Source organism: Streptomyces violens, assembly GCF_000717745.1.
Classification (GTDB): domain Bacteria; phylum Actinomycetota; class Actinomycetes; order Streptomycetales; family Streptomycetaceae; genus Streptomyces; species Streptomyces violens.
This window is the reverse complement of record NZ_JOBH01000003.1, coordinates 450,550-469,623: the sequence shown is the minus strand read 5'-3', so window position 1 is coordinate 469,623 and position 19,074 is coordinate 450,550. Positions and strand designations below refer to the sequence as shown.

17 protein-coding genes and 3 pseudogenes are annotated in these 19,074 nt (G+C 70.4%); 13 read left to right on the top strand and 7 right to left on the bottom strand.

Annotation, left to right across the window (positions count from 1 at the left end; all coding sequences use genetic code 11):
* Window positions 1–223, top strand: a pseudogene (locus tag IF04_RS39260) (hypothetical protein); the annotation flags it as partial.
* A gap of 53 nt (window positions 224–276) precedes the next feature.
* Here IF04_RS39260 and IF04_RS0108740 read toward each other — a convergent pair.
* Both IF04_RS0108740 and IF04_RS0108735 read right to left on the bottom strand, forming a co-directional pair.
* Window positions 277–1,116 carry an IS5 family transposase gene (locus IF04_RS0108740; protein WP_030253155.1) on the bottom strand — a complete coding sequence of 280 codons (840 nt, stop codon included), beginning with the start codon at window positions 1,114–1,116 and terminating at the stop codon, window positions 277–279.
* A 313-nt stretch (window positions 1,117–1,429) separates the two neighbouring features.
* The gene (locus IF04_RS0108735) at window positions 1,430–1,894 is read right to left on the bottom strand and encodes an ester cyclase (protein ID WP_157847626.1); all 465 of its coding nucleotides are present in this window, start codon (window positions 1,892–1,894) and stop codon (window positions 1,430–1,432) included.
* Between the two features lie 64 nt (window positions 1,895–1,958).
* Between IF04_RS0108735 and IF04_RS0108730 the strand changes: the two genes are divergently transcribed.
* On the top strand, window positions 1,959–2,309 hold the full coding sequence (locus tag IF04_RS0108730; RefSeq protein ID WP_030253151.1) for a winged helix-turn-helix transcriptional regulator: 351 nt from the start codon (window positions 1,959–1,961) through the stop codon (window positions 2,307–2,309).
* A 464-nt stretch (window positions 2,310–2,773) separates the two neighbouring features.
* Window positions 2,774–4,816, top strand: a complete 2,043-nt coding sequence (locus IF04_RS0108725; RefSeq protein ID WP_051830887.1) for an ATP-binding protein — start codon at window positions 2,774–2,776, stop codon at window positions 4,814–4,816.
* A gap of 357 nt (window positions 4,817–5,173) precedes the next feature.
* Here the strand turns inward: IF04_RS0108725 and IF04_RS0108720 are convergent, their stop codons facing one another.
* A complete protein-coding gene (locus tag IF04_RS0108720) occupies window positions 5,174–5,539 on the bottom strand; it encodes a hypothetical protein (protein ID WP_030253147.1) in 366 nt (121 codons plus the stop codon).
* Between the two features lie 132 nt (window positions 5,540–5,671).
* Here IF04_RS0108720 and IF04_RS39035 point away from each other — a divergent pair, with 132 nt between their 5' ends.
* The 8 genes and pseudogenes from IF04_RS39035 (at window position 5,672) to IF04_RS0108675 (ending at window position 14,591) form a co-directional block, all read left to right on the top strand.
* The gene (locus IF04_RS39035) at window positions 5,672–6,100 is read left to right on the top strand and encodes a hypothetical protein (protein WP_051830886.1); all 429 of its coding nucleotides are present in this window, start codon (window positions 5,672–5,674) and stop codon (window positions 6,098–6,100) included.
* A 208-nt stretch (window positions 6,101–6,308) separates the two neighbouring features.
* Window positions 6,309–6,989, top strand: a pseudogene (locus tag IF04_RS0108705) (LacI family DNA-binding transcriptional regulator); the annotation flags it as partial.
* A 179-nt stretch (window positions 6,990–7,168) separates the two neighbouring features.
* Window positions 7,169–8,191 carry a LacI family DNA-binding transcriptional regulator gene (locus tag IF04_RS0108700; RefSeq protein ID WP_245654332.1) on the top strand — a complete coding sequence of 341 codons (1,023 nt, stop codon included), beginning with the start codon at window positions 7,169–7,171 and terminating at the stop codon, window positions 8,189–8,191.
* Window positions 8,192–8,249: 58 nt separating this feature from the next.
* Window positions 8,250–9,254: a 2-hydroxyacid dehydrogenase gene (locus tag IF04_RS0108695; protein ID WP_030253139.1), complete on the top strand. Its 1,005-nt coding sequence runs from the start codon at window positions 8,250–8,252 to the stop codon at window positions 9,252–9,254.
* Window positions 9,254–10,477 carry a D-mannonate dehydratase ManD gene (gene manD, locus IF04_RS0108690; RefSeq protein WP_030253137.1) on the top strand — a complete coding sequence of 408 codons (1,224 nt, stop codon included), beginning with the start codon at window positions 9,254–9,256 and terminating at the stop codon, window positions 10,475–10,477. The genes IF04_RS0108695 and manD overlap by 1 nt, the downstream gene beginning before the upstream one ends.
* 32 nt (window positions 10,478–10,509) lie before the next feature.
* Window positions 10,510–12,024 (top strand): mannitol dehydrogenase family protein, encoded by a 1,515-nt coding sequence (locus IF04_RS0108685; RefSeq protein WP_030253135.1) that lies wholly within the window; start codon window positions 10,510–10,512, stop codon window positions 12,022–12,024.
* Between the two features lie 56 nt (window positions 12,025–12,080).
* Entirely contained in the window at window positions 12,081–13,124 is a 1,044-nt protein-coding gene (locus IF04_RS0108680) for an NAD(P)-dependent alcohol dehydrogenase (RefSeq protein WP_030253133.1), read from the top strand.
* Between the two features lie 99 nt (window positions 13,125–13,223).
* On the top strand, window positions 13,224–14,591 hold the full coding sequence (locus IF04_RS0108675) for an MFS transporter (RefSeq protein WP_030253130.1): 1,368 nt from the start codon (window positions 13,224–13,226) through the stop codon (window positions 14,589–14,591).
* Window positions 14,592–14,699: 108 nt separating this feature from the next.
* Here the strand turns inward: IF04_RS0108675 and IF04_RS38180 are convergent, their stop codons facing one another.
* The gene (locus IF04_RS38180) at window positions 14,700–15,125 is read right to left on the bottom strand and encodes an SDR family NAD(P)-dependent oxidoreductase (RefSeq protein ID WP_245654331.1); all 426 of its coding nucleotides are present in this window, start codon (window positions 15,123–15,125) and stop codon (window positions 14,700–14,702) included.
* Here IF04_RS38180 and IF04_RS0108665 point away from each other — a divergent pair.
* Window positions 15,103–15,594, top strand: a complete 492-nt coding sequence (locus IF04_RS0108665) for a TetR family transcriptional regulator C-terminal domain-containing protein (protein WP_157847625.1) — start codon at window positions 15,103–15,105, stop codon at window positions 15,592–15,594. The genes IF04_RS38180 and IF04_RS0108665 overlap by 23 nt on opposite strands.
* Before the next feature lie 264 nt (window positions 15,595–15,858).
* Here the strand turns inward: IF04_RS0108665 and IF04_RS40225 are convergent.
* The 3 genes and pseudogenes from IF04_RS40225 to IF04_RS0108655 form a co-directional block, all read right to left on the bottom strand.
* A pseudogene (locus tag IF04_RS40225) lies at window positions 15,859–15,960 on the bottom strand (IS5/IS1182 family transposase); the annotation flags it as partial.
* 88 nt (window positions 15,961–16,048) lie between these two features.
* A complete protein-coding gene (locus IF04_RS0108660) occupies window positions 16,049–16,567 on the bottom strand; it encodes an enoyl-CoA hydratase/isomerase family protein (RefSeq protein WP_078600007.1) in 519 nt (172 codons plus the stop codon).
* Window positions 16,568–16,734: 167 nt separating this feature from the next.
* Window positions 16,735–17,721 (bottom strand): LacI family DNA-binding transcriptional regulator, encoded by a 987-nt coding sequence (locus IF04_RS0108655; RefSeq protein WP_051830883.1) that lies wholly within the window; start codon window positions 17,719–17,721, stop codon window positions 16,735–16,737.
* 361 nt (window positions 17,722–18,082) lie between these two features.
* Here IF04_RS0108655 and IF04_RS0108650 point away from each other — a divergent pair, with 361 nt between their 5' ends.
* A complete protein-coding gene (locus IF04_RS0108650; protein WP_030253121.1) occupies window positions 18,083–19,051 on the top strand; it encodes a sugar phosphate isomerase/epimerase family protein in 969 nt (322 codons plus the stop codon).
* The last annotated feature ends 23 nt before the right edge of the window (window positions 19,052–19,074 follow it).

Sequence of the window (19,074 nt, the reverse complement as noted above, 5' to 3'; positions counted from 1 at the left end):
CACCGTCGATGCCTCGCACGTGCAGGCCAAGCGGGGGCGAAGCCGCCCAAAAGTCGGCCCGAGCCCGGTTGACCGGGGACGGCCGGGCTCCAAGCACCACGTGCTGACCGACGGCGGCGGCATTCCGCCGCGAGTCTGCTGGGAGGCACGCGATGACATGCACAACGCCTTCCTCCAACTTGCTCACTGCATGATCCTCGCCCGCAAGCTCCCAGCTTTCTGAAAGGACCCCTAACTGAGTGTTTGGTCCGGCGGTGGGTGTCTGGTTCCGTCGGGTTAGATGTCGCGCCAGTTCGGAGTGGTTTCGCCGGTGAGGCGGCGGGCCATGAGGGCGATCATCGCGAGCTGGATCATGGCTTCGGAGCGGTGCGGGTGGCTTTCGTAGTCGCGGGCGAGTCTGCGGTGGTGCATGAGCCAGCCGATGCTGCGCTCGATGGTCCAACGGCGCGGGATGACCGTGAAGCCGCGGCTGCCCGGTGGCCGCGACACCGGTTGGACATCGATGCCGAGGCGGGCGCCGTGGTCGATGGTTCTGGTGCGGTAGCCGGCGTCCACCCAGGCCTTCCTGATGCCGGGATGGGCGGAGGCGATCCGCGACAGCAAGGTCACCCCGGCCGCGGTGTCGGAGACGCTGGCGGCGGTGACGGCCACGATCAGCAGCAGGCCGAGAGTGTCGCAGCCCAGGTGGCGCTTGCGGCCGACGATGCGTTTGCCGGCGTCGGTGCCCTGGCCGGCCAGGGGGACGTTGGCGGAGGTCTTGATGGTCTGGGAGTCGAGCACGCAGGCGGACGGCTCGCTGCTGCGGCCCTCGGCCTCGCGGACCAGACGCCGCAGCAGGCCGGTGAGCTGCGCGAAGACGCCGTCGTGCTGCCACTTGGCGAAGTACCCGTAGACCGTCTGCCAGGGCGGGAAGTCGTGCGGCAGGTAGCGCCAAGGGATGCCGGTGCGGTCGACGTACAGGATCGCGTCCATGAGGCGCCGCAGGTCGTGCTCGGGCGGGCGGCCGAAGTCCGGGGCGTCCCGGCGGCGCCGGGCCCGCCAGGCGGTGAGCACGGGTTCGATCAGCGCCCAGCGGTCGTCGGACAGGTCGCTGGGGTACCCGTCGTGCGGGGTCATGTCTCGGATGTACCGCGCGGCGACCGGTTCGGCCAGCGGGCAAAGGGCAGCGGGTCAGGCGGGCTTGGGAGGAGACGGGAGGTGTCGGGACCAAACCTGCCTCTATCCTCGCCTCCCCGATCCGCCGACTCGTCAGCCCCTGCAGCCTGAGTGCTTGTTTCTGAACCTCGCCGCCGAGCGTCAGATCATGTCGTGCCCGGTAAGTGTCACGTTCAGCGGTCCTTCCCGGACTGGCCCCGGAAACGCCGCGTCCAAGGCGGCGGTTGCCGGTCAGGGCTCAGGGGGCAGGCGTGGTCCGAGAAGGTCTCGGTCTTCAGGCCGACTGCGTGCCGGTGCTGATCTGTTGGGTGAGCTTGAGCAGCTCTTCGACGTGGCAGGTCTCGGTGATCTTGCCGTCGACAACGCGGACGATGTCGGTGCCGGTGATGTCGACCGGGTTGCCGCTGGCGGCGAACCCGAAGGCGTCTCCGGTGTGCGTCCCGGTCATCCGCCAGTGGAGGACCACCCAGCCGCCGGGAAGCTCCTGCTGGAACAGGATCCGGTGCTGCGTGTTGGTGAATCCGTCGCGGACCGCGGCGATCGACGCTCGCATGCTGTCGATGCCCGAGGCGGCGCCAGCGGGGTTGTGGTCGATCACGTCGGGGGCGAACACCTCGTCCGCCCCGGCGACGTTGCCGGTGTCGTAGAGCTCAAGGTTCCGCACGGCGACCCGCAACGCGGTGGTCGTGGCCGAGCGCACCATCTCGCTCGCGGTGTTGGCCGTACTGATCGCGGCCATGAGGTCCTCCATGGTGTGGGTGCGGGCTGCTCCGGCTTCCCTCAAATGAACTAATGGGAAGAGCATGAGTGAGCTGGATCATCCTTTGCCGGAATGTCCGATCGCCCGGTTCCTGACCGTGCTGGACGGTCCCTGGGCGACGCTGATCGTGCGGGAGCTGCTGACCGGCCCGAAACGCTTCACCGAGCTGCGCGCCGGACTCCCGGGGATCAGCCCCAAGACCCTGTCCTCACGGCTGCAACGATTCGTACTCCTAGGACTGGTCACCCGCACGGCGCATCCGGAGATCCCGCCCCGCGTGGAGTACGAACTCACCCCGGCGGGCGCACGACTCGAGGTCGTGCTGGCCACCATGGGCGCCTGGGCCGAACAAGACCTTCCCCGCACTGGCGCGTTCCCCACCGAAGATCGGTAACCGAGACCCACCGCTGCCCGGCCCTGAGTACCTGTTTGCGATCCTCCGCTTTCGGCAGGCTTCCGGCGCAGACCCCTGAGCCTTGGAGCCGTCGGGCGCCCCCCGAAGGTACGGAGGACATGTCGAAGCGAGGGCATGATGCTGCATCACCCGCCCGCTGACGCGCCTAAGGCCCGAAGGGGGCTGATATATGGCCGAGTTGATTAGTAGAGATGCACGGAAAGGACGCTTCACACCTCATCTGTGTCCGATGGTGACCGACTCGGGGGTGCGGCTTCAGGCGAGGGGGCCGGCTCGCCAGACTGGCGCTGCGGAGGCAGGGGAGCGTCGAAGAGGCCGCCGGGAGAGACATGGCCGGGACGAGAGGTCACAAAAAGGGCAATCTCCCTGTCGAGACCACGCGTTTCATCGGTCGCAGAAGAGAGCTCACCGCGTTGCGAGACGCCTTGGTCCACTCTCGCCTTGTGACGCTGACCGGGGTCGGCGGGGTCGGTAAGACGCGGCTTGCGCTGCGGGCCGCCGATGTGGTGCGGGCCCGGTATCTGGACGGGGTGTGGCTGGTGGAGCTGTCTCCCCTGTGCAGTGCCGAGCCGCTGGCCTTGGCGATTGCGGAGGCCCTGCGTCTGGTGGATCAGACGGTGCGGCCGATGCCGGAGGTCCTCGCCGAATGGATCCAGGACAAGGAGCTGCTGCTTGTCCTGGACACCTGCGAGCATCTGGTGGACGGCTGTGTGGATCTCGTTGCTAATCTGCTCACCGTCGCCCCGGGGCTGACCGTGCTGTGCACCTCGCGCCAGCCCCTCCGGGTGCGCGGGGAACGGCTGCTGGAACTGGGCCCATTGGCCGTTCCCGGCAACCGGCCGGCGGCTGGTGCGGAAGAGTGCGAGGCGCTGACGCTCTTCACCCAGCGGGCCACGGCCGCCGTCCCCGGGCTCCGTTTCACGGGGGCGGAGGCGGCGGCCGCGGCGGAGGTGTGCCGACGCCTCGACGGCCTTCCACTGGCCCTGGAGCTGGCCGGCGCGCGGCTGAAGCAGATGTCCGTGCAGGACCTGGCGGACCGGTTGCATGAACGCTTCGAGGTGCTGGTCGGCGACGGGGAGACCGGTGGGGATAACGGCACCGGACTGCCGCGCCATCGGATGCTGCGTACCGCCATCGGCTGGAGCCATGAGCTGTGCGCGCCCCGGGAGCGGCTGCTGTGGGCCCGCCTGTCGGTGTTCCCCGGCGGCTTCGACCGGCAGGCGGCGGAGTTCGTCTGCTCCAGCGGCCCGATTCCCGCCGAGGAGGTCCGCGGGCTGCTGGCCGGGCTGGTGGACAAGTCCATCGTGCTCCGGGAAGCACGGGAGGAAGAGGATGCGGAGCGCCCCCGGTACCGGCTGCTGGACACGGTCCGGGAGTACGGCAAGGAGTGGCTGGACCGGCTCGGCGAGGTGGATCCCATCCGGCAACACCGGGACTACTACCTCCGCCTGGCCGAGCAAGGCGCCCGGGAATGGCTCGGGCCGCATCAAGTGCAGTGGCGCCACCGCCTGTTACGTGAGCACGCCAACCTGCGTACGGCACTGGACTTCTGCCTGGGCGAACCCGACCGCAGTGCGCTGCGGATGGCCGGCGCGCTGTGGTTCTTCTGGAACGCCTGTGGATACCTGCGGGAGGGCCGGCACTACCTGGAGGCTGCCCTGGCCCTGAGCCCCGAGGCGAGCCCGGAGCATATCCGGGCCCTGTGGGGCTGCGGCGTGATCGCCACGATCCAGGGGGACCGTGCCGCCACCGAGCGGCTGAGCGCCGCCTGTGCCGCCGCGGCCCAACAGCGTGGTGATGCCGCGACCCGCGCCGCCGCGCTCCTCCTCGCCGGGAACGTGATGGCCCTCCGCGGTGACCTCGCAGGTGCCCTGACGGCGTTCGACGAGGCACGACGGGCGGCCGAGCAGGACAGCGCGACATCGCTCACCCTCTCCTCCCTCACCGGGGTGGCGTGGGCCCACCTCGCGCGGGGCGAGTTCGACCGGGCCGCCGCGGTGGCCGACGAGGTGCGGACCCGGTGGACCCCGCACGGTGAGCTATGGATCCGCGGCTACGCCGACTATCTGCACGGACGCGCGGACCTGGGCCGCGGCGAGGTTGCCTCGGCCGTCGCGCACGGACGCGCCGCCGTCGAGGCCAAGTGGCTCCTGCACGACACCGCCGGGCTGGCGGAGGCCCTCGACCTGCTGGCCAAGGCGGCAGCAGCCGGGGGCCGAGGCGGGCGCGCCGCCCGGCTGCTCGGCTTCGCCGACCAGGTGTGGCAGAGCTTCGGGCGGCCGCAGATGGGGAACAGCCCACCGCTGCTCGCGGCCCGCGCGGCGTGCGAACGCCAGGCCAAGGCCGCCATCGGCGACCAGGCGTTCGAGGCGGCGTACCAGGAGGGCTTGGATTTCCCCTCTCTGGACGAGGGAATCGTCTACGCCCTGGCCCGACCACCCGACCCGCCGCCCCAATCCGCTAGCTCCTCACCGCCCGTCCGGTGAGGCGGGCGGCCGACCGGAGCCGGGGATCCGGCTCCTCGGCCAGCTGCAGATCGTCGATCCCGGCCACCGTTTGTCGGTGAACCTTCACGCGGTTCGAAGAGCGGTTCCGGTGTCGGCCGTTCGATGCGGGAGAGCTGTGGGCGGGCAAGATACTCCGCGCTTTGAGGGGGCATCCGAGGGAGCTCAGTCCGCCGGAACTGGAGCGCCAGACGGGGCTGCGGCTGCCGCAGATCTCGGTGGGATTGGCTTGGCTGGATGCCCGGTGTTGCCGGTCCTCACGGCAACCGGGTGAGCCGGACGGGTCAGGCGCCGGGACTCAAGGTGATCACCGTCCCTGTGCTGCGGGCCCGGCGCACGTCAGAGTATCTGGGGAGGATCGGTGTGGTGGGAGGTCCCGAGCCCCATGGTTCCCAGGATGTCGTCCACCACGAGGAACACGTTCATCCGCGCGAAGCAGCGGCTTGTCGGTCCGGATTTCTGCGCTTCGTCGGCGGCACTGGCCAGCACTGCCGCGTTAGCGGCGAACAGCAGCTTGATCGGCACCGGCATCAGGGCGGAGCCAAGATTGTCCATGGTCAGCTTGCTGAGGGCGGCTCCGTGGACGGCGGCGCCCTCGATCCCGGCTCGGGCTCCGCCCTCCAAGGTGGCGAGCAGAACGGCGATGATGTCGTCGCGGACCAGCACGCGGCGTTCATCGCCGTCGAAAGGGACGTGGCAGACCATGCCTCACCTTGTTGCACAAACTCTTGTGAGCCGGTAGTCGTCTTCCGGGCCGCCTACTCGTCCGGCGGAAATTTGGCCAGCACCGGTTTCAATCCCCGATGGTGACCAGCGGGGCGGGGTAGTGCCCTGGGTATGGGACCGGACGAAGACGATGTTTCCCCGTCGCTGGATGCCTGCGACGCGTGCGGACGAGCGCTGGAGCTGACCGGGGACGGGGATGGCGCACTGCTGGCGGTGGTGGCGGATTCCTCGGCCAACCACGTGAGCGAACCCCAGCGCGATGGCCAACGGATGGTGCTGGCCTGCTCCCGGGAGTGCATGGGCACGATCTGCGAGAAGCTGAGGCGGCGGCCGTTCATCAGCGATGAGATGTGGGCGGGAAAGATTGTCCGTGCGGTGCGGGAACACCACTCCGAAGGGCGCAGCCTGCGGGAGCTGGAAGCAGTGACGGGCCTGGAAGCCTGGCAGGCCGAGGCCGGGATGCGGTGGATAAAGAGGGGCTGGGGACCGTTCGGACCAGCGGACGGGCCGGGTGGGTCAGCCGACGGGTCATCAACGTGATCGCCGCCCAGGTGATCAGGGCCTCACTGTGCTGGGGAAGCCGTTCGTAGTCCCGGACCAGGCGGCGGGCGTGCATGATCCAGCTGATGGACCGCTCGACCACCCAGCGGCGGGGCAGGACGACGAAGCCGGTGGCGTCCCTGGGCCGGGCAACGGTGCGGACGGTCAGGCCCAGGAAGGTTTTCGCCCAGGTCACCAGGTGGCCGGCGCCCTGCTCAGCCACCGCTGCGGGGCACTGATCCTGCTGGGTCCCGCCTCCGGCCCCGCCGACCTGACCGCCCTCGGGCAGCGCACGGCCACCGTCTCGGTCGGCCGCCGGATACCGGGCGCGCCCATCGACAGCGTCCACACGGCCGAGAACAAGGGCGTACGCCAGGCCATGGACCACCTCCTCGGACTCGGCCACCGACGCATCGTGCACATCGACGGCGGCCGGCAGCCCGGATCGGTGGAACGCCGCCGCGCCTACCGCGACGCGATGCGCCGGCACGGCCTCGCCGACGAGATCCGCGTGATCCCCGGCGCCCACGACGAGGCCTCCGGCACCGAGTCGGGACATCTCCTGGCCGAGCGCGACCGGGGACTGCCCCTGCCCACCGCGGTGCTCGCGGGCAACGACCGGTGCGCGATGGGCCTGCTGATGACCTTCGCCCGGGCGGGCATCGACGTCCCTCGCGAGGTGTCGGTCGTCGGCTACGACGACAGCCACCTCTCGCACGTCATGCCGATCGGCCTGACAACGGTCCGCCAGGACGCCGTACTCATGGCGGTACACGCGGTGCGATTCGCCGTGGAGCGGCTGGAGAACGCGGCGCTGGAGCCCCGGGAGGCGGTACTGAACCCGAAGCTGGTGGTCCGGGGGACCAGCGGGCCACCACGGGAAGGGTGACCGCGGCGGGGCCGCGGAAGGGAATCTGCTGGGCAGCTCGCACGGCGACCGCAAGCCCCTCTGAATTTACCTGTTGGCAAACCGTTGACATTCTTGCGCAACATTGCCGAACATGAGGCAGCCCGCTCATCGGGCCCCGAGCCGCAGTCCATGCGGCCTCGCGATACCCCTCAGGAGGCATGGTGGCCCCCACCCTCACGGACGTGGCCAAACGCGCAGGCGTCGCCTTGTCCACCGCATCCCGCGCATTCAACGAACCGGATCGCCTGGGACCGGAAACCTTGCGCAAGGTTGTCGAAGCCGCCCGGGAGCTCGGATACGAAGCGCCTCAGGGTCGCGCGAGCGGTGGAGCGGTCCGGGACTCCCAGCAGGACACCGTCGCGGTGATCGTCCCGGATGTCGCGAACCCCGTCTTCGGCTCCTTCGTCAAGAGCGCACAACGCGAGGGCTGGCACCGCCGCTTGGCCGTCGTGGTGGCCGATACCGATTTCGCCCCCGACCGCGAGCGCGAGCTGATCGGGCACCTGCGGCAGCGGGCGGCCGGGCTGATCGTCTGCTCTCCGCGGCTGGCGGCCGACGAGGTGATCGGGCTGTGCGGCGACACGCCGGTGGTCCTGGTCAACCGGGAGACCGACCAGGCCGACTGCGTGCTCGCCGATGCGCATGACGGGCTGCGCCAGACCGTCGAGTACCTGACAGCGCTCGGCCACCGGAAGCTCGCCTACGTTCAGGGATCCTCGCATTCCTGGTCCAATGCCCACCGCGTCGCGCTGGCCCGCGAGCTGACCGCGAAGGCCGGACTGGAACTCGACGTGCTGGGGCGGCAGTCGGAGACCGTGGCCGGCGGTACCGCGGCTGCGGCGAGTGTCCTCGCCTCCGGCGCCACCGCCGTACTGGCCCACAACGACCTCGTCGCCCTGGGCATCCTCGCCGGCGCCCGCACCCTCGGCGTGCGGATCCCGGAGGACCTCAGCGTCGTCGGCTTCGACGACATTCCCTTCGCTGAGGCCTCCCATCCGGCGCTCACCAGCGTCTCCGTCCCCATGGCGCAGGCCGGGGCGAGTGCTGTGGAACGGATCTCCACCGCGGTCTCCGGAGAACGCCCCCGGCCGGACACCCTGCGGCTCGCCACTCAACTGCACGTCCGCGCCTCCACCGGCCCCGTGCCCGCGGCCTCCCGCGCGTTCGCCGCCCACTCCTGACCCGCGATTCCCTCCCAGGAGCACCCATGTGCCAGCTTTTTGCGCATCGAGGCCACGCATGAGCACCTCCCACGGCCTACGCATCGTCGTGGCCGACGCCAACCTCCGCCCCCTTCGCTCGGAATTCGAGCGCGGGCTTCCCGCCGGCAGCACGGTGGAGTGGCCCGATCCCACCGACCCCAATGCTGTCGCAGAGGCCGTGGTCAAGGCCGATGTGCTGGTGTCCGGCACCTGCACGGCCGCCATCGCACGGGCCGCCGAGCGGCTTCGGCTGGTCCACGCCGCGGGCGCGGGCACGGACGGCATCGACCGCTCCGCACTCCCACCCGGCACTCAAGTGGCGTGCACGTACCACCACGAGGACTCCATGGCGGAGTACGTGGCCGCCTCCGCGGTCCTGCTGCGCCGCGGCCTGCTCCGCCAGGACGCCGCCCTGCGCGAAGGCCGCTGGCTCAGCCCCGTGTACGCACCGGACGACGCCGGGTGGCAGCCCACCCTCGCCGGGGCGACCGTCGGCTTCCTCGGCTTCGGCCACATCGGCGCCCGCTCATGGCAACTGCTCCGGGCCTTCGGGGCCCGCGGGCTCGCCATCTCCCGGCGCGGCGAGGTGGATGCGGGCGCACAAGGGCTGGAATGGTCCGGCACCGTGGACGACCTGCCACATCTCCTCAACCGCAGCGACATCGTGGTCGTCGCCGTACCTCTCACCGAGACCACCCGCGGACTGCTCGGCGCGCCCGAACTCGCTCGCCTGCACCCGGAGTCGGTGCTCATCAACGTCGGCCGGGGAGCGGTCGTCGACGAGGACGCACTGTACGAGGCACTGCACTCCGGCCGGCTGGGCGGCGCCGCGCTGGATGTCTGGTACGCCTACCCCTCCGCACCCGGCGAGCGGCAGCAGCCCAGCCGCCACCCCTTCCACACGCTGCCCAACGTCCTGATGACCCCGCATTCCAGTGGGCTGACCCGGCAGACCTTCGCCGCCCGCGCGGCCGACATCGCCGCCAACATCCGCCGCCTTGCCGCGGGCGAGGAACTTACCAATATCGTGGAGCGCTCCTGATGAGCAAGCCCGACCGCATCGCCGCCGTCGACGTCCTGGCCACCAGCCCCACCCGCAACTTCGTCACCCTCAAAATCGCTACCGAACAGGGCCTCGTCGGCTGGGGCGACGCCACCCTCAACGGCCGCGAACTGGCCGTCGCTTCCTACCTCCGCGACCATCTGGCCCCGCTGCTCATCGGCCGCGACCCGGCCCGCGTCGAGGACACCTGGCAGTACCTCTACCGCGGCGGCTACTGGCGCCGCGGCCCGGTCACCATGACGGCCATCGGCGCGGTCGACCTGGCCCTGTGGGACATCAAGGGCAAGGTCGCCGGGCTGCCGGTCTACCAGCTCCTCGGCGGTGCCGTACGCGACCGGATCCTCGCCTACACCCATGCCACCGGCTGGGACGTACCGCGGCTGCTGGACTCCCTCGATGCCCGGCTCGCCCAGGGCTTCCGGGCCGTACGGGCCCAGACCGGCGTCCCCGGACTGGACATCGTGTACGGCGTGAGCAAGGACGGCGCCGCGTACGAGCCCGCCGGGCGCGGCCTGGCCCCCGTTGAGGAGACCTGGGACACCGACGCCTATCTGCGGCACGCCCCCGAGGCGCTGGCGGCGGCCCGCTCCCACCTCGGCCCCGAGATCAAGCTGCTGCACGACGCCCACCACCGCCTCACCCCGAACCAGGCCGCCCGGCTGGGCCGTTCCCTCGAGGACCTCGACCTGTTCTGGCTGGAGGACGTCACCCCCGCCGAGAATCAGGAGGTGTTGCGCGGTGTCCGCGCGAAGACCACCGTTCCCCTGGCCATCGGGGAGGTCTTCAACACCGTCTGGGAATGCCAGAGCCTGATCACCGAGCAGCTCATCGACTACGTGCGCTGCTGCGTCACCCACGCCGGTGGCATCAGCCATCTGCGCCGTATCGCATCCCTCGCCGACATCTGGCAGATCAAGCTCGGCCCGCACGGCCCCTCCGACATCTCCCCCGTCGCGCTGGCCGCCTCGCTCCACGTCGGCCTGGCCACCCCGAACTTCGCCATCCAGGAGTACATGGGGTACGACCCGCTGGTGCACGAGGTGTTCCGGCACGCCTGGTCGTACGAGGACGGGCATCTGCACCCGGGAGACGCGCCGGGCCTCGGCATCGAGGTCGACGAGGAACTCGCCGCACGGCACCCCTACGAGCCCGCCTACCTCCCCCTCGCCCGCCACCGCGACGGCTCGATGACCGACTGGTGACCCGGCCTCCCGCAACAAGGACTTACTCGCTCATGAGCACCGCTCCCGCCCGTACCGCCCGGCTGACCGCGGCCACCGCACCCGCCGGCGCCCTGCTGCACCACCGCACCCTCACCCCGGCCGACACCGGCATCGTCCACCTCGGCCTCGGCAACTTCCACCGCGCCCACCAGGCCGTCTACACCGCCGCCGCGCTCGCCCGCGAGGACGGCCCATGGGGCGTCCTCGGCGTCGCCGGGCGCGCCACCGGCGTCGCCGACGCACTCCGCGCCCAGGACCTGCGCTACACCGTCGCCGAGCTCTCTCCGGACGGCCTGCGCTGCACCATCCCTGCCGTGCACACGGGGGTGCTGGTCGCTGCCCGCGAACCCGAGCCGGTGCAGCGCGCCCTCGCCGCCCCCGGCACCCGCGTGATCTCCCTGACCGTCACCGAACACGGCTACACGTACTCGCCCCGCACCGGCGGCCTCGACCTCGACCACCCAGGAATACAGGCCGATCTGCGCGGCAACCGCACCGCCCCGCAGACCACCCTGGGCCGCATCGTGCGCGCCCTCCAGGAACGCGCCGCCACCCATGCCGCCCCGGTCACCGTCCTGAGCTGCGACAACCTGGTCGGCAACGGCGACCACACGCGCCGCCTCGTCCAGGAATTCATCGACCGCCTGCCGGGCGAGGAAGGCGAGGAGGTCGGTGCTTGGATGGCCGCCGGAAACCTCACCTTCCCCAACACGATGGTGGACCGCATCGTGCCGGCGACGACGGACGCGGAGCGCAGCGCCGTAGCCGAGGCGCTCGGCCTGCGCGACGAAGTCCCGGCACCCGCTGAGCCGTTCAGCATGTGGGTCTTGGAGGATCGCTTCGCCGCGTCCCGTCCCGCCTGGGAGGCCGGTGACGCGCTGTTCACCGACGACGTGGAGCCGTACGAGCTGCTGAAGGTCCGGCTGCTCAACGGCACGCACTCGCTCATCGCCTACCTGGGCGCCCTCGCGGGCTGCGACACCATCCCGCAGTCCACCGCGCAACCCTTCGTCACCGAGGCAGCCCGCGCAGTCCTCTGGAAGGAGTACCTGCCCAGCCTCATCGTCCCCGACGACGTCGACCTGGACGCGTATGTGGCCCAGCTCTTCACCCGCTGGGCCAACTCGGCGCTCGGCCACCGCACCCGCCAGGTCGGCTCGGACGGCTCCGTCAAACTGCGGCAACGCATCCCCGACCCCGCCCTGCTCCAGCTGCGCGCCGGACGGATGCCCCACCATCTCGCCCTCACCGTCGCCGCCTACCTCTGCTGCCTGGCCCCCGCCGCCGGCTTCGACCCCGGCGAGCACGCGGCCGCCATGGCGGACCCGGCCCGCGACCGCCTCGCCGCCCTTCGCACCCGTGCCGGAGGCGGCCCGTCATTCGCCACCGCCGTCCTGAACGACGGTCTCCTCGGCGACGAACTGCCGGAACACCCCGCATTCGCCGCCCGGATCGGCGAGTTCATCGACCTGATCCACACCAGGGGCACGCGTGCGGCGGCCGCCGAAGCCGCCGGCTCCGCCTGATCCTCCCCTTCCTTCTCCCCGGGGCATCCCGCCCCTCCTCACAAGGACGTGAGCACATGACAGCCGTCCCACCCCTGCCCACCACGGCGCGCGCCGCCGTCCTGCACGCTGCCGAAGATCTGCGCATCGAGGAACTGCCGCTGCGGCCGCTCGGCGCGGACGATGTCCTCATCGCTGTCGACGCCGTCGGCGTCTGCGGCTCCGACATGCACTACTTCGCCAGTGGCCGCAACGGCGGCAACGTCCTGCGGCAGCCCACCGTCCTCGGCCACGAAGCCTCCGGCACCGTCGTCGCCACCGGCCCCTCGGCCACGGTGACCCCCGGCACCCACGTCGCCGTCGAACCCGCTGTCGGCTGCGGCACATGTGCTGTCTGCCGGTCGGGGCGGTACAACCTCTGCCCGACCGGTACCTGCTTCGGTTCGCCGCCCGTCCACGGCACCCTGGCAACGCACCTGGTCGCCCCGAGCCGCGCCGTGCACCCGCTCCCGGACGCGATACCTCTCGAACTCGGCGCGTTCATCGAGCCGTTGGCCGTCGCCGTCTGGGCGGTGCGCCGCGCCGAGGTGACCTTCGGCGACCGAGTACTGATCACCGGCGCCGGGCCAATCGGCATTCTCTGCTGTCAAGTGGCCCGCGCCGCCGGGGCCGTCGAGGTCGTCGTCACCGACATCAACGACGCCCGTCTCGCCCGCGCACGCGAGCTGGGCGCCACCCGCACCGTGAACACCGCCCGGCACAACCTCGAACTCTCAGGCTTTGACCGGCTGTTGGAGTGCTCCGCCCACCCCTCGGCGCTCTGGCAGGCGCTGCACGCGCTGCGCCCCGGCGGTCGCGCCACCGTCGTCGGCCAGGCGGCCCCCACCGTCGACGGCCTCCCCCTGGCCCACCTCCAGCGGCACGAGATCGACCTGGTCTGCGCCTTCCGTTACGCGCACGCCTTCCCGACCGCCCTTGCCCTCGCCGCCGACGGCAGTGTCGACCTGGCCTCCGTTCTCACCGGCCGCTTCCCCCTGGAACACGCGGCCGAGGCCCTGCGCGCCCCCACCGCCGACCCGACGCATCTCAAGGTCGTCATCCGGCCCGGCGACACGCCTTGATCGTCCGCTGACTGCTGCGGCATTCCTCGCCTGCTGACCGCAGCACCTCTCCCTCCCCCGAGCTCGATCCATCCATATCCATCCAAGGAGGCATGGACGATGGACTCCACCGCATCTGCGGCGACAGTGGTATCTCCGGCCGAGCAGCCCCCCGCAGACCCGCGCACGGTCCGCCGGGCCGCCCTCGCCGGCCTGATCGGCACCGCCCTCGAACAGTACGACTTCGTCATCTATGGCACCGCCTCGGCGCTGGTCTTCAGCGAGCTGTTCTTCGCGGGCTCGTCCCCGGCCGTCGGCATCCTGGCCAGCTTCGGCACCTATGCCGTCGGCTTCGCGGCCCGCCCGCTCGGCGGCCTGTTCTTCTCCCGCTACGGCGACCGCCTCGGACGCAAATGGGTTCTCGTCGCCACCCTCCTGCTGATGGGCGGCTCCACCCTCGCCATCGGACTACTGCCGACCTACGCCCAGGCCGGCGTCCTCGCGCCCGCCCTGCTAGTGCTGTGCCGGATGGCGCAGGGCTTCGGCGCCGGCGCCGAGCAGTCCGGCGGCTCCACCCTGCTCACCGAGACCGCCCGCAAGGGGCATCGCGGAGTCCTCGCCGCCATGGTGATGACCGGCGCCGCCCTCGGCACCGCGCTCGGCGCCGCGGCCTGGGCCGCGGTCCAACTCCTGCCCGATGACGCCCTGATGGCCTGGGGCTGGCGCCTGGTCTTCGCCAGCAGCATCCTTGTCACCGTCGGCGCGCTGGTCATCCGGCGCAGACTGCACGAGAGCCCCGTCTTCGAGGAACTCAAGGCGCAACAGGCCAAGCCCTCCTCCCCGGTCGGCGAGGTGCTGCGCGGCGGACGCCGTCCGCTGCTGCTGGTGATGTTCATGAGCCTCGGCGTCAGCGCCCAGTCGTACACCTACCAGGTGTTCATGGCCTCCTACATGATCACCACGGTCGGCGTGGACCCCGGCCTGGTCCCCCAGGTGCTGCTCATCGGCGCACTGTGCGGCGGCGTCGCCGCCCTGTGCACCGGCCGGCTCTCCGACCGCTTCGGCCGCCGCCCGGTCTCCACCGCCATCATGAGCGCGCTGATCGTCCTGCCCGCCCCCAGCTTCGTCGCCCTCAACACCGGTTCCACCGTGGCCATCACCGTAGTGGTCATCCTCGGCTTCATCTTCGCCGCGCACGGCGCGGTGGGCGTCCAGATGAGCTACTTCCCCGAGATGTTCGGCGCCCGCTACCGCTACGCCGGAGTCACCCTGGGCCGCGAGTTCTCCTCCGTCCTCGGCGGTGGCGTCGCACCCTTGATCTGCGCCGGACTCATCACCGCGTTCTCCGGCTCATGGATCCCGGTCGCCGCATACATGATGCTCATGGGCCTGATCAGCCTCATCGCCGTACGCCTGTCGCCCGAGACGGTCGACCGCGCGCTGACCGACCCGGTCGACGCCACCGCCGGTGCGGAGGTGCGGGCCTGACCGACCCGCCCGGTTGGGGGGCTGCCCTATCTGCAGGGCAGCACCCCGGCCGTCATTCTTGTCCGGTGTGCCGTGTCCAGGTTGCCGTGTGCCGGTGTTGACCAGCGGTCAGTGGGATCTCGCTCGGAGGGTGAAGCCACCGTCGACGGGGAGAACAGTGCCGGTGATGAACGCGGACTCGTCCGCGACGAGAAACAGCGCGGCGTCGGCGACGTCCTGGCTGGTGCCCTGATGGCCCATAGGCACCACGGCGGCCCGCTTGGCGGCGATCACCGCACGGTCCACGCCGCCGGCGCGGGCGTTGGCATCGACGCCCATGGGGGTGTCCATCATGCCGGGTGCGACGGCATTGACGCGGACGCCGTGCGGTGCGTAGTCCAGGGCGAGGCTGCGGGTCATGGCGTGCACCGCGGCCTTGGAGGTGGCGTACGCGATGGCTTCGCCGCCGGCGAGCAGTCCGGCCATCGAGGAGATGTAGATCGCGAAACAACTCGATCTCAGCCTGACCAGCGTGGTGCACCACTTCCCCAGCAAGAGCGCGCTCCTGGTGGCCGTCCTTGAGAACGCCGACTTCGCAAGCATCGACTCCTTCGAATCGGACAGCCGGGGAGAGGGCGTCGCGTACGCCGTCCTGCAGTACGTTCGCCGCAATCTCGAGCGGCAAGAGATGCTGCGACTGCTCGCCCTCATGGCTGCGGAATCCTCAGCTCCGGACCACCCCGCGCATCAGTGGTTCCGTGACAGGTACGAGAGGGTCATCGCCACTGCCGCGATGGCCATTCGGCGGGACCAGGAGAAGGGCCGCATCTCCAACAGCAGGGACCCCCAGGAGATCGCGGGGGCCCTTGTCGCCCTGTGGGACGGACTCCAACTCCAGTGGCTCATAGACCCGCGACGCGACCTCGTCGCCGGGATGACAGCCGCGATGGAAGACCTCCTGGGTACCGAAGTCCCCGCAACGCGTTGTCCGCGGCCGGAGCGGCCGTCCCCCCCTCCTGGCTGAGCGGTCTGGACAGTGAGCCGTGCCCGGACGGCACCCCTGTAACGCTCGCCGTCACGAGCCGGTGGGCGCCCCTCCGGCCGAACCGCAGGTGTCAGTGTTTCCGCCGGCAGAAGCCGATCACCGCTGGGCTGATGATGATCGGGTTTCCGAAAAAGTCCTTCCCACGCCCGACCGCGTGCTGGAAGTTCCCGCGCGGGCCTTCGCGGCGAGGGCAAGTCACTCCTCGGCTCCTACAGGGGCAACGCGGTTCCGGGGTTGTCCTAGTCACGCGGCCGGCGCGAGGTTATGCATGTGGGCGACCGCTCGGATGGCATGCCGGAGGCCGATGCCGCGCTGGCGGCAGTCGCGGCGGATCTTGTAGTGCCGGGCCGTTCTTCTCGCAGTCCCCAGCTCTGCCTTCGCCCCCGCGTACAACGGCGCGGTCGGGGCGAAGGCTCCCAGTACTCGGCGGGTGTCAGCAGCCGTGGAAGTCCAGAGCCGGGCGGGGTTTGCCTGCCCGTAGCGCTGCGGCGGCGGACTCCAGGCCGGTACGGGCGTCCTGCGTTGCGAACAGCGGTACTGACAGGTCGAAGAGATCCCGGTCCGCCGACGCGATCCCGCCGAGGGCCCAGCTGTGCAGCAGCGCCTTGTGCGCGGCGTGGGCTAGAGTGGGACCGAAGGCCACACGGTCGGCGAAGGCCCCTGACTGGGTGAAGAGTTCATCATCCGGGACGACGCGGTTGATCACACCGGCATCGGCCATGACGTGTGCGGGAACCTGCTCCGAGGTGAGGGCCCACTCGAAGGCACGGGCACGGCCGGCCCGTGCCGCAACACGGTAGATCCCGCCCAAGAGGGTGGTGAGGCCCAGAGTCTGCTCCGGATGTCCGAAGCGGGCGCTCTGCCCCGCGAAGACCACGTCGGCACGCAGTGCCAGTTCGAAGCCTCCGCCGAAGCAGAGCCCCTGGACCGCGGCGATGACGGGTACGGGCAGCTGCTCGAAGCGGTTTCGCCGCGAACGCCGACCGCTGACCCCGTCGGCACCATGAACTCCGGGCTCAACGGCGCCCGGAAGCGAGCTAGTTCGCCGAGCACGAGTTCCTGCGCTCCATGGACGAAGTCATCCCCGTTTTCGAACAGCCGTGGTTCGTCCGGCGGCCGTCAGGCGTCGCTGCGCAGCTGCCCGGTGCTCTCGCGGACGACGAGGGCGGGGTCGAGGACGATGTCGCGGTCGGTGGTGCGGCCGTTGTCCAGGCGTTCGACGGCTGCCTGGACAGCGAGTTCGGCCACCTCGGCTGCGTCCTGACGCACCGAGGTGAGCCCGATGAAGGACAGGCCGGCGAGACGGCTGTCGTCGTAGCCGACGATGGAGATGTCATCGGGCACACGAACGCCGGCGCGGAGGAACGTGGTGAGCAGGCCGTGGGCGCTGCGGTCGTTGCCGGCGATGACCGCCGTGGGGAACGTGTCGCAGGCGAGCAGGTCGCGTGCGGCCCGGGCACCGGATTCCTCGGTGTAGTCGCCGGGGATGATCCGGATGTGCTCGGCAAGTCCGTGGCGTCGCATGGCGGTGCGGTAGCCGCGTCGTCGCTCGGCGGCGCCGGGCATGGAGCCGCCGTCGATGTGCACGATGGCGCGGTGGCCGAGTTCTGTGAGGTGGTCGACCGCCTGGCGAACTCCCTTTGCGTCGGCGGTTCGTACAACGTCCATGCCGGAGGCTCGTTTGCGCGGATTGATTGCCACGACGGGTGCCTCGCCCGCTACCACTGCGAGGCGGTCCGGAGTGGACTCGGTGCCGATGATGAGGATGGCCTCGCAGCGCAGCCCGAGGAGCTCTTCGACGGCCCGACGCTCGTCGCGGGTGGCGACCATGGCGCTGAGGACGACGTGGTAGTCCTGCTTTTCGGCGGCCGGGTAGAGGGCCTCGACGATGTCCACGTCATGCGGGTGGCGCATGGTGAACAGCACGCCGAGCTGCCTGCTCCGGGTCCGTCGCAGGAGCTGTGCTGCGGTGTCGGGGCGATAGCCGAGTTCCTCGGCCGCCTCGAATACCCGCTCCCGCGTCCGGACGCTTGCACCGGGCTGGTTGCGGAACACCAGCGAGACGAGTGCCTGCGAGACCCCGACTCGCGCGGCGATGTCGGACATGGTGGGGCGCTTCTGCCGCCCCGTTATGCCCGGTTGAACAGCTTCCTCTGCGTCCCGCACGCGAGCCTCCCTGTTTGATTCGTTCCTATGCATTGACAGTCCTAGCACCCCCTCTTCATAGTACGTAGCACTTGTACGTACTAGTTGTACGAACAATGCCCTGCCCGTTCGTCTCGCACACTCGACGAGTAGGCCCCCGACCGGTGCGTGACCGGCTCTGCCTCTCCGCTACCGCTGTTCGCACCGGACGACCCGGCCCGGCCGGTCCCCCGCCGGGACAGCCCGAGCAGGTCTCTGCTTCCTCGGTTCCACCAGGACCGGTTTCGCTCCGGCGCCGCCCGACAAACGCTAAGGACTCACCATGAAGATCGGCCTCATCACCGACGGCGTCAGCCACCTGCCCTTCGAGCAGGCTCTGGACCTTGCCCAGGAGCTCGGCCTGAGCTCAGTCGAGGTGGCCACCGGCAACTGGTCGGAAAGCCCGCACGCCGACCTGCCCGCCCTCGTTTCCTCGGCCGAGGCCCGAGCCGAATTCGCAGGCAAGATCGCAGACCGCGGGCTCAGCCTCAGCGCCCTGAACGCCAACGGCAACCAGCTCCACCCGGTCTCCGGCCCCGAACACGACAAGGTCGTCCGCGACACGATCGAGGTGGCCGGCGCCCTGGGCGTTCCCACCGTCGTCATGATGTCCGGCCTTCCGGGGGCGAAGGGCGATTCCTCCCCGAACTGGATCACCACCTCCTGGCCTCCGGAGAACCTCGATGTCCTCGCCTACCAGTGGGACGAGGTGGCCGTCCCGTACTGGAAGGAGCTGGCCGCCTTCGCCCAGGACAAGGGCGTACGCCTCGCCATCGAGGCCTGCGGTGCCCAGCTCGTGCACAGCTCCTCGACCATGCTCCGGCTCATCGAGAGTGTCGGCGCCCCGGAGACCGTCGGCGCAAACCTGGATCCCTCGCACCTGATGTGGATGGGCGCCGACATCCCCACCGTGATCCGCACGCTCGGCAGCTCCATCTTCCACGTGCACGCCAAGGACATCCGCGTGAACAAGCCGGAGGCAGCGCGCGACGGGCTGCTCGACACCGTCGCGATCACCAACCCCGGTGACCGCGCCTGGAACTACGTCACGCTCGGCCTCGGCCACCCCGGCGGGGCAACCTTCTGGGCCGACTTCGTCTACATGCTGCGCTCGGTGGGATACGACGGACCGCTCAACATCGAGCACGAGGACGCGCTGGTCAACTCGGTGGAAGGGGTGGGCCGGGCCGCCGGCCTGCTCAAGCAGGTCGCTCTCGTCGACGCCCCGGACTGGACGCCCGCACAGATCTGACGACCTCCTGCCAGGACAACAGG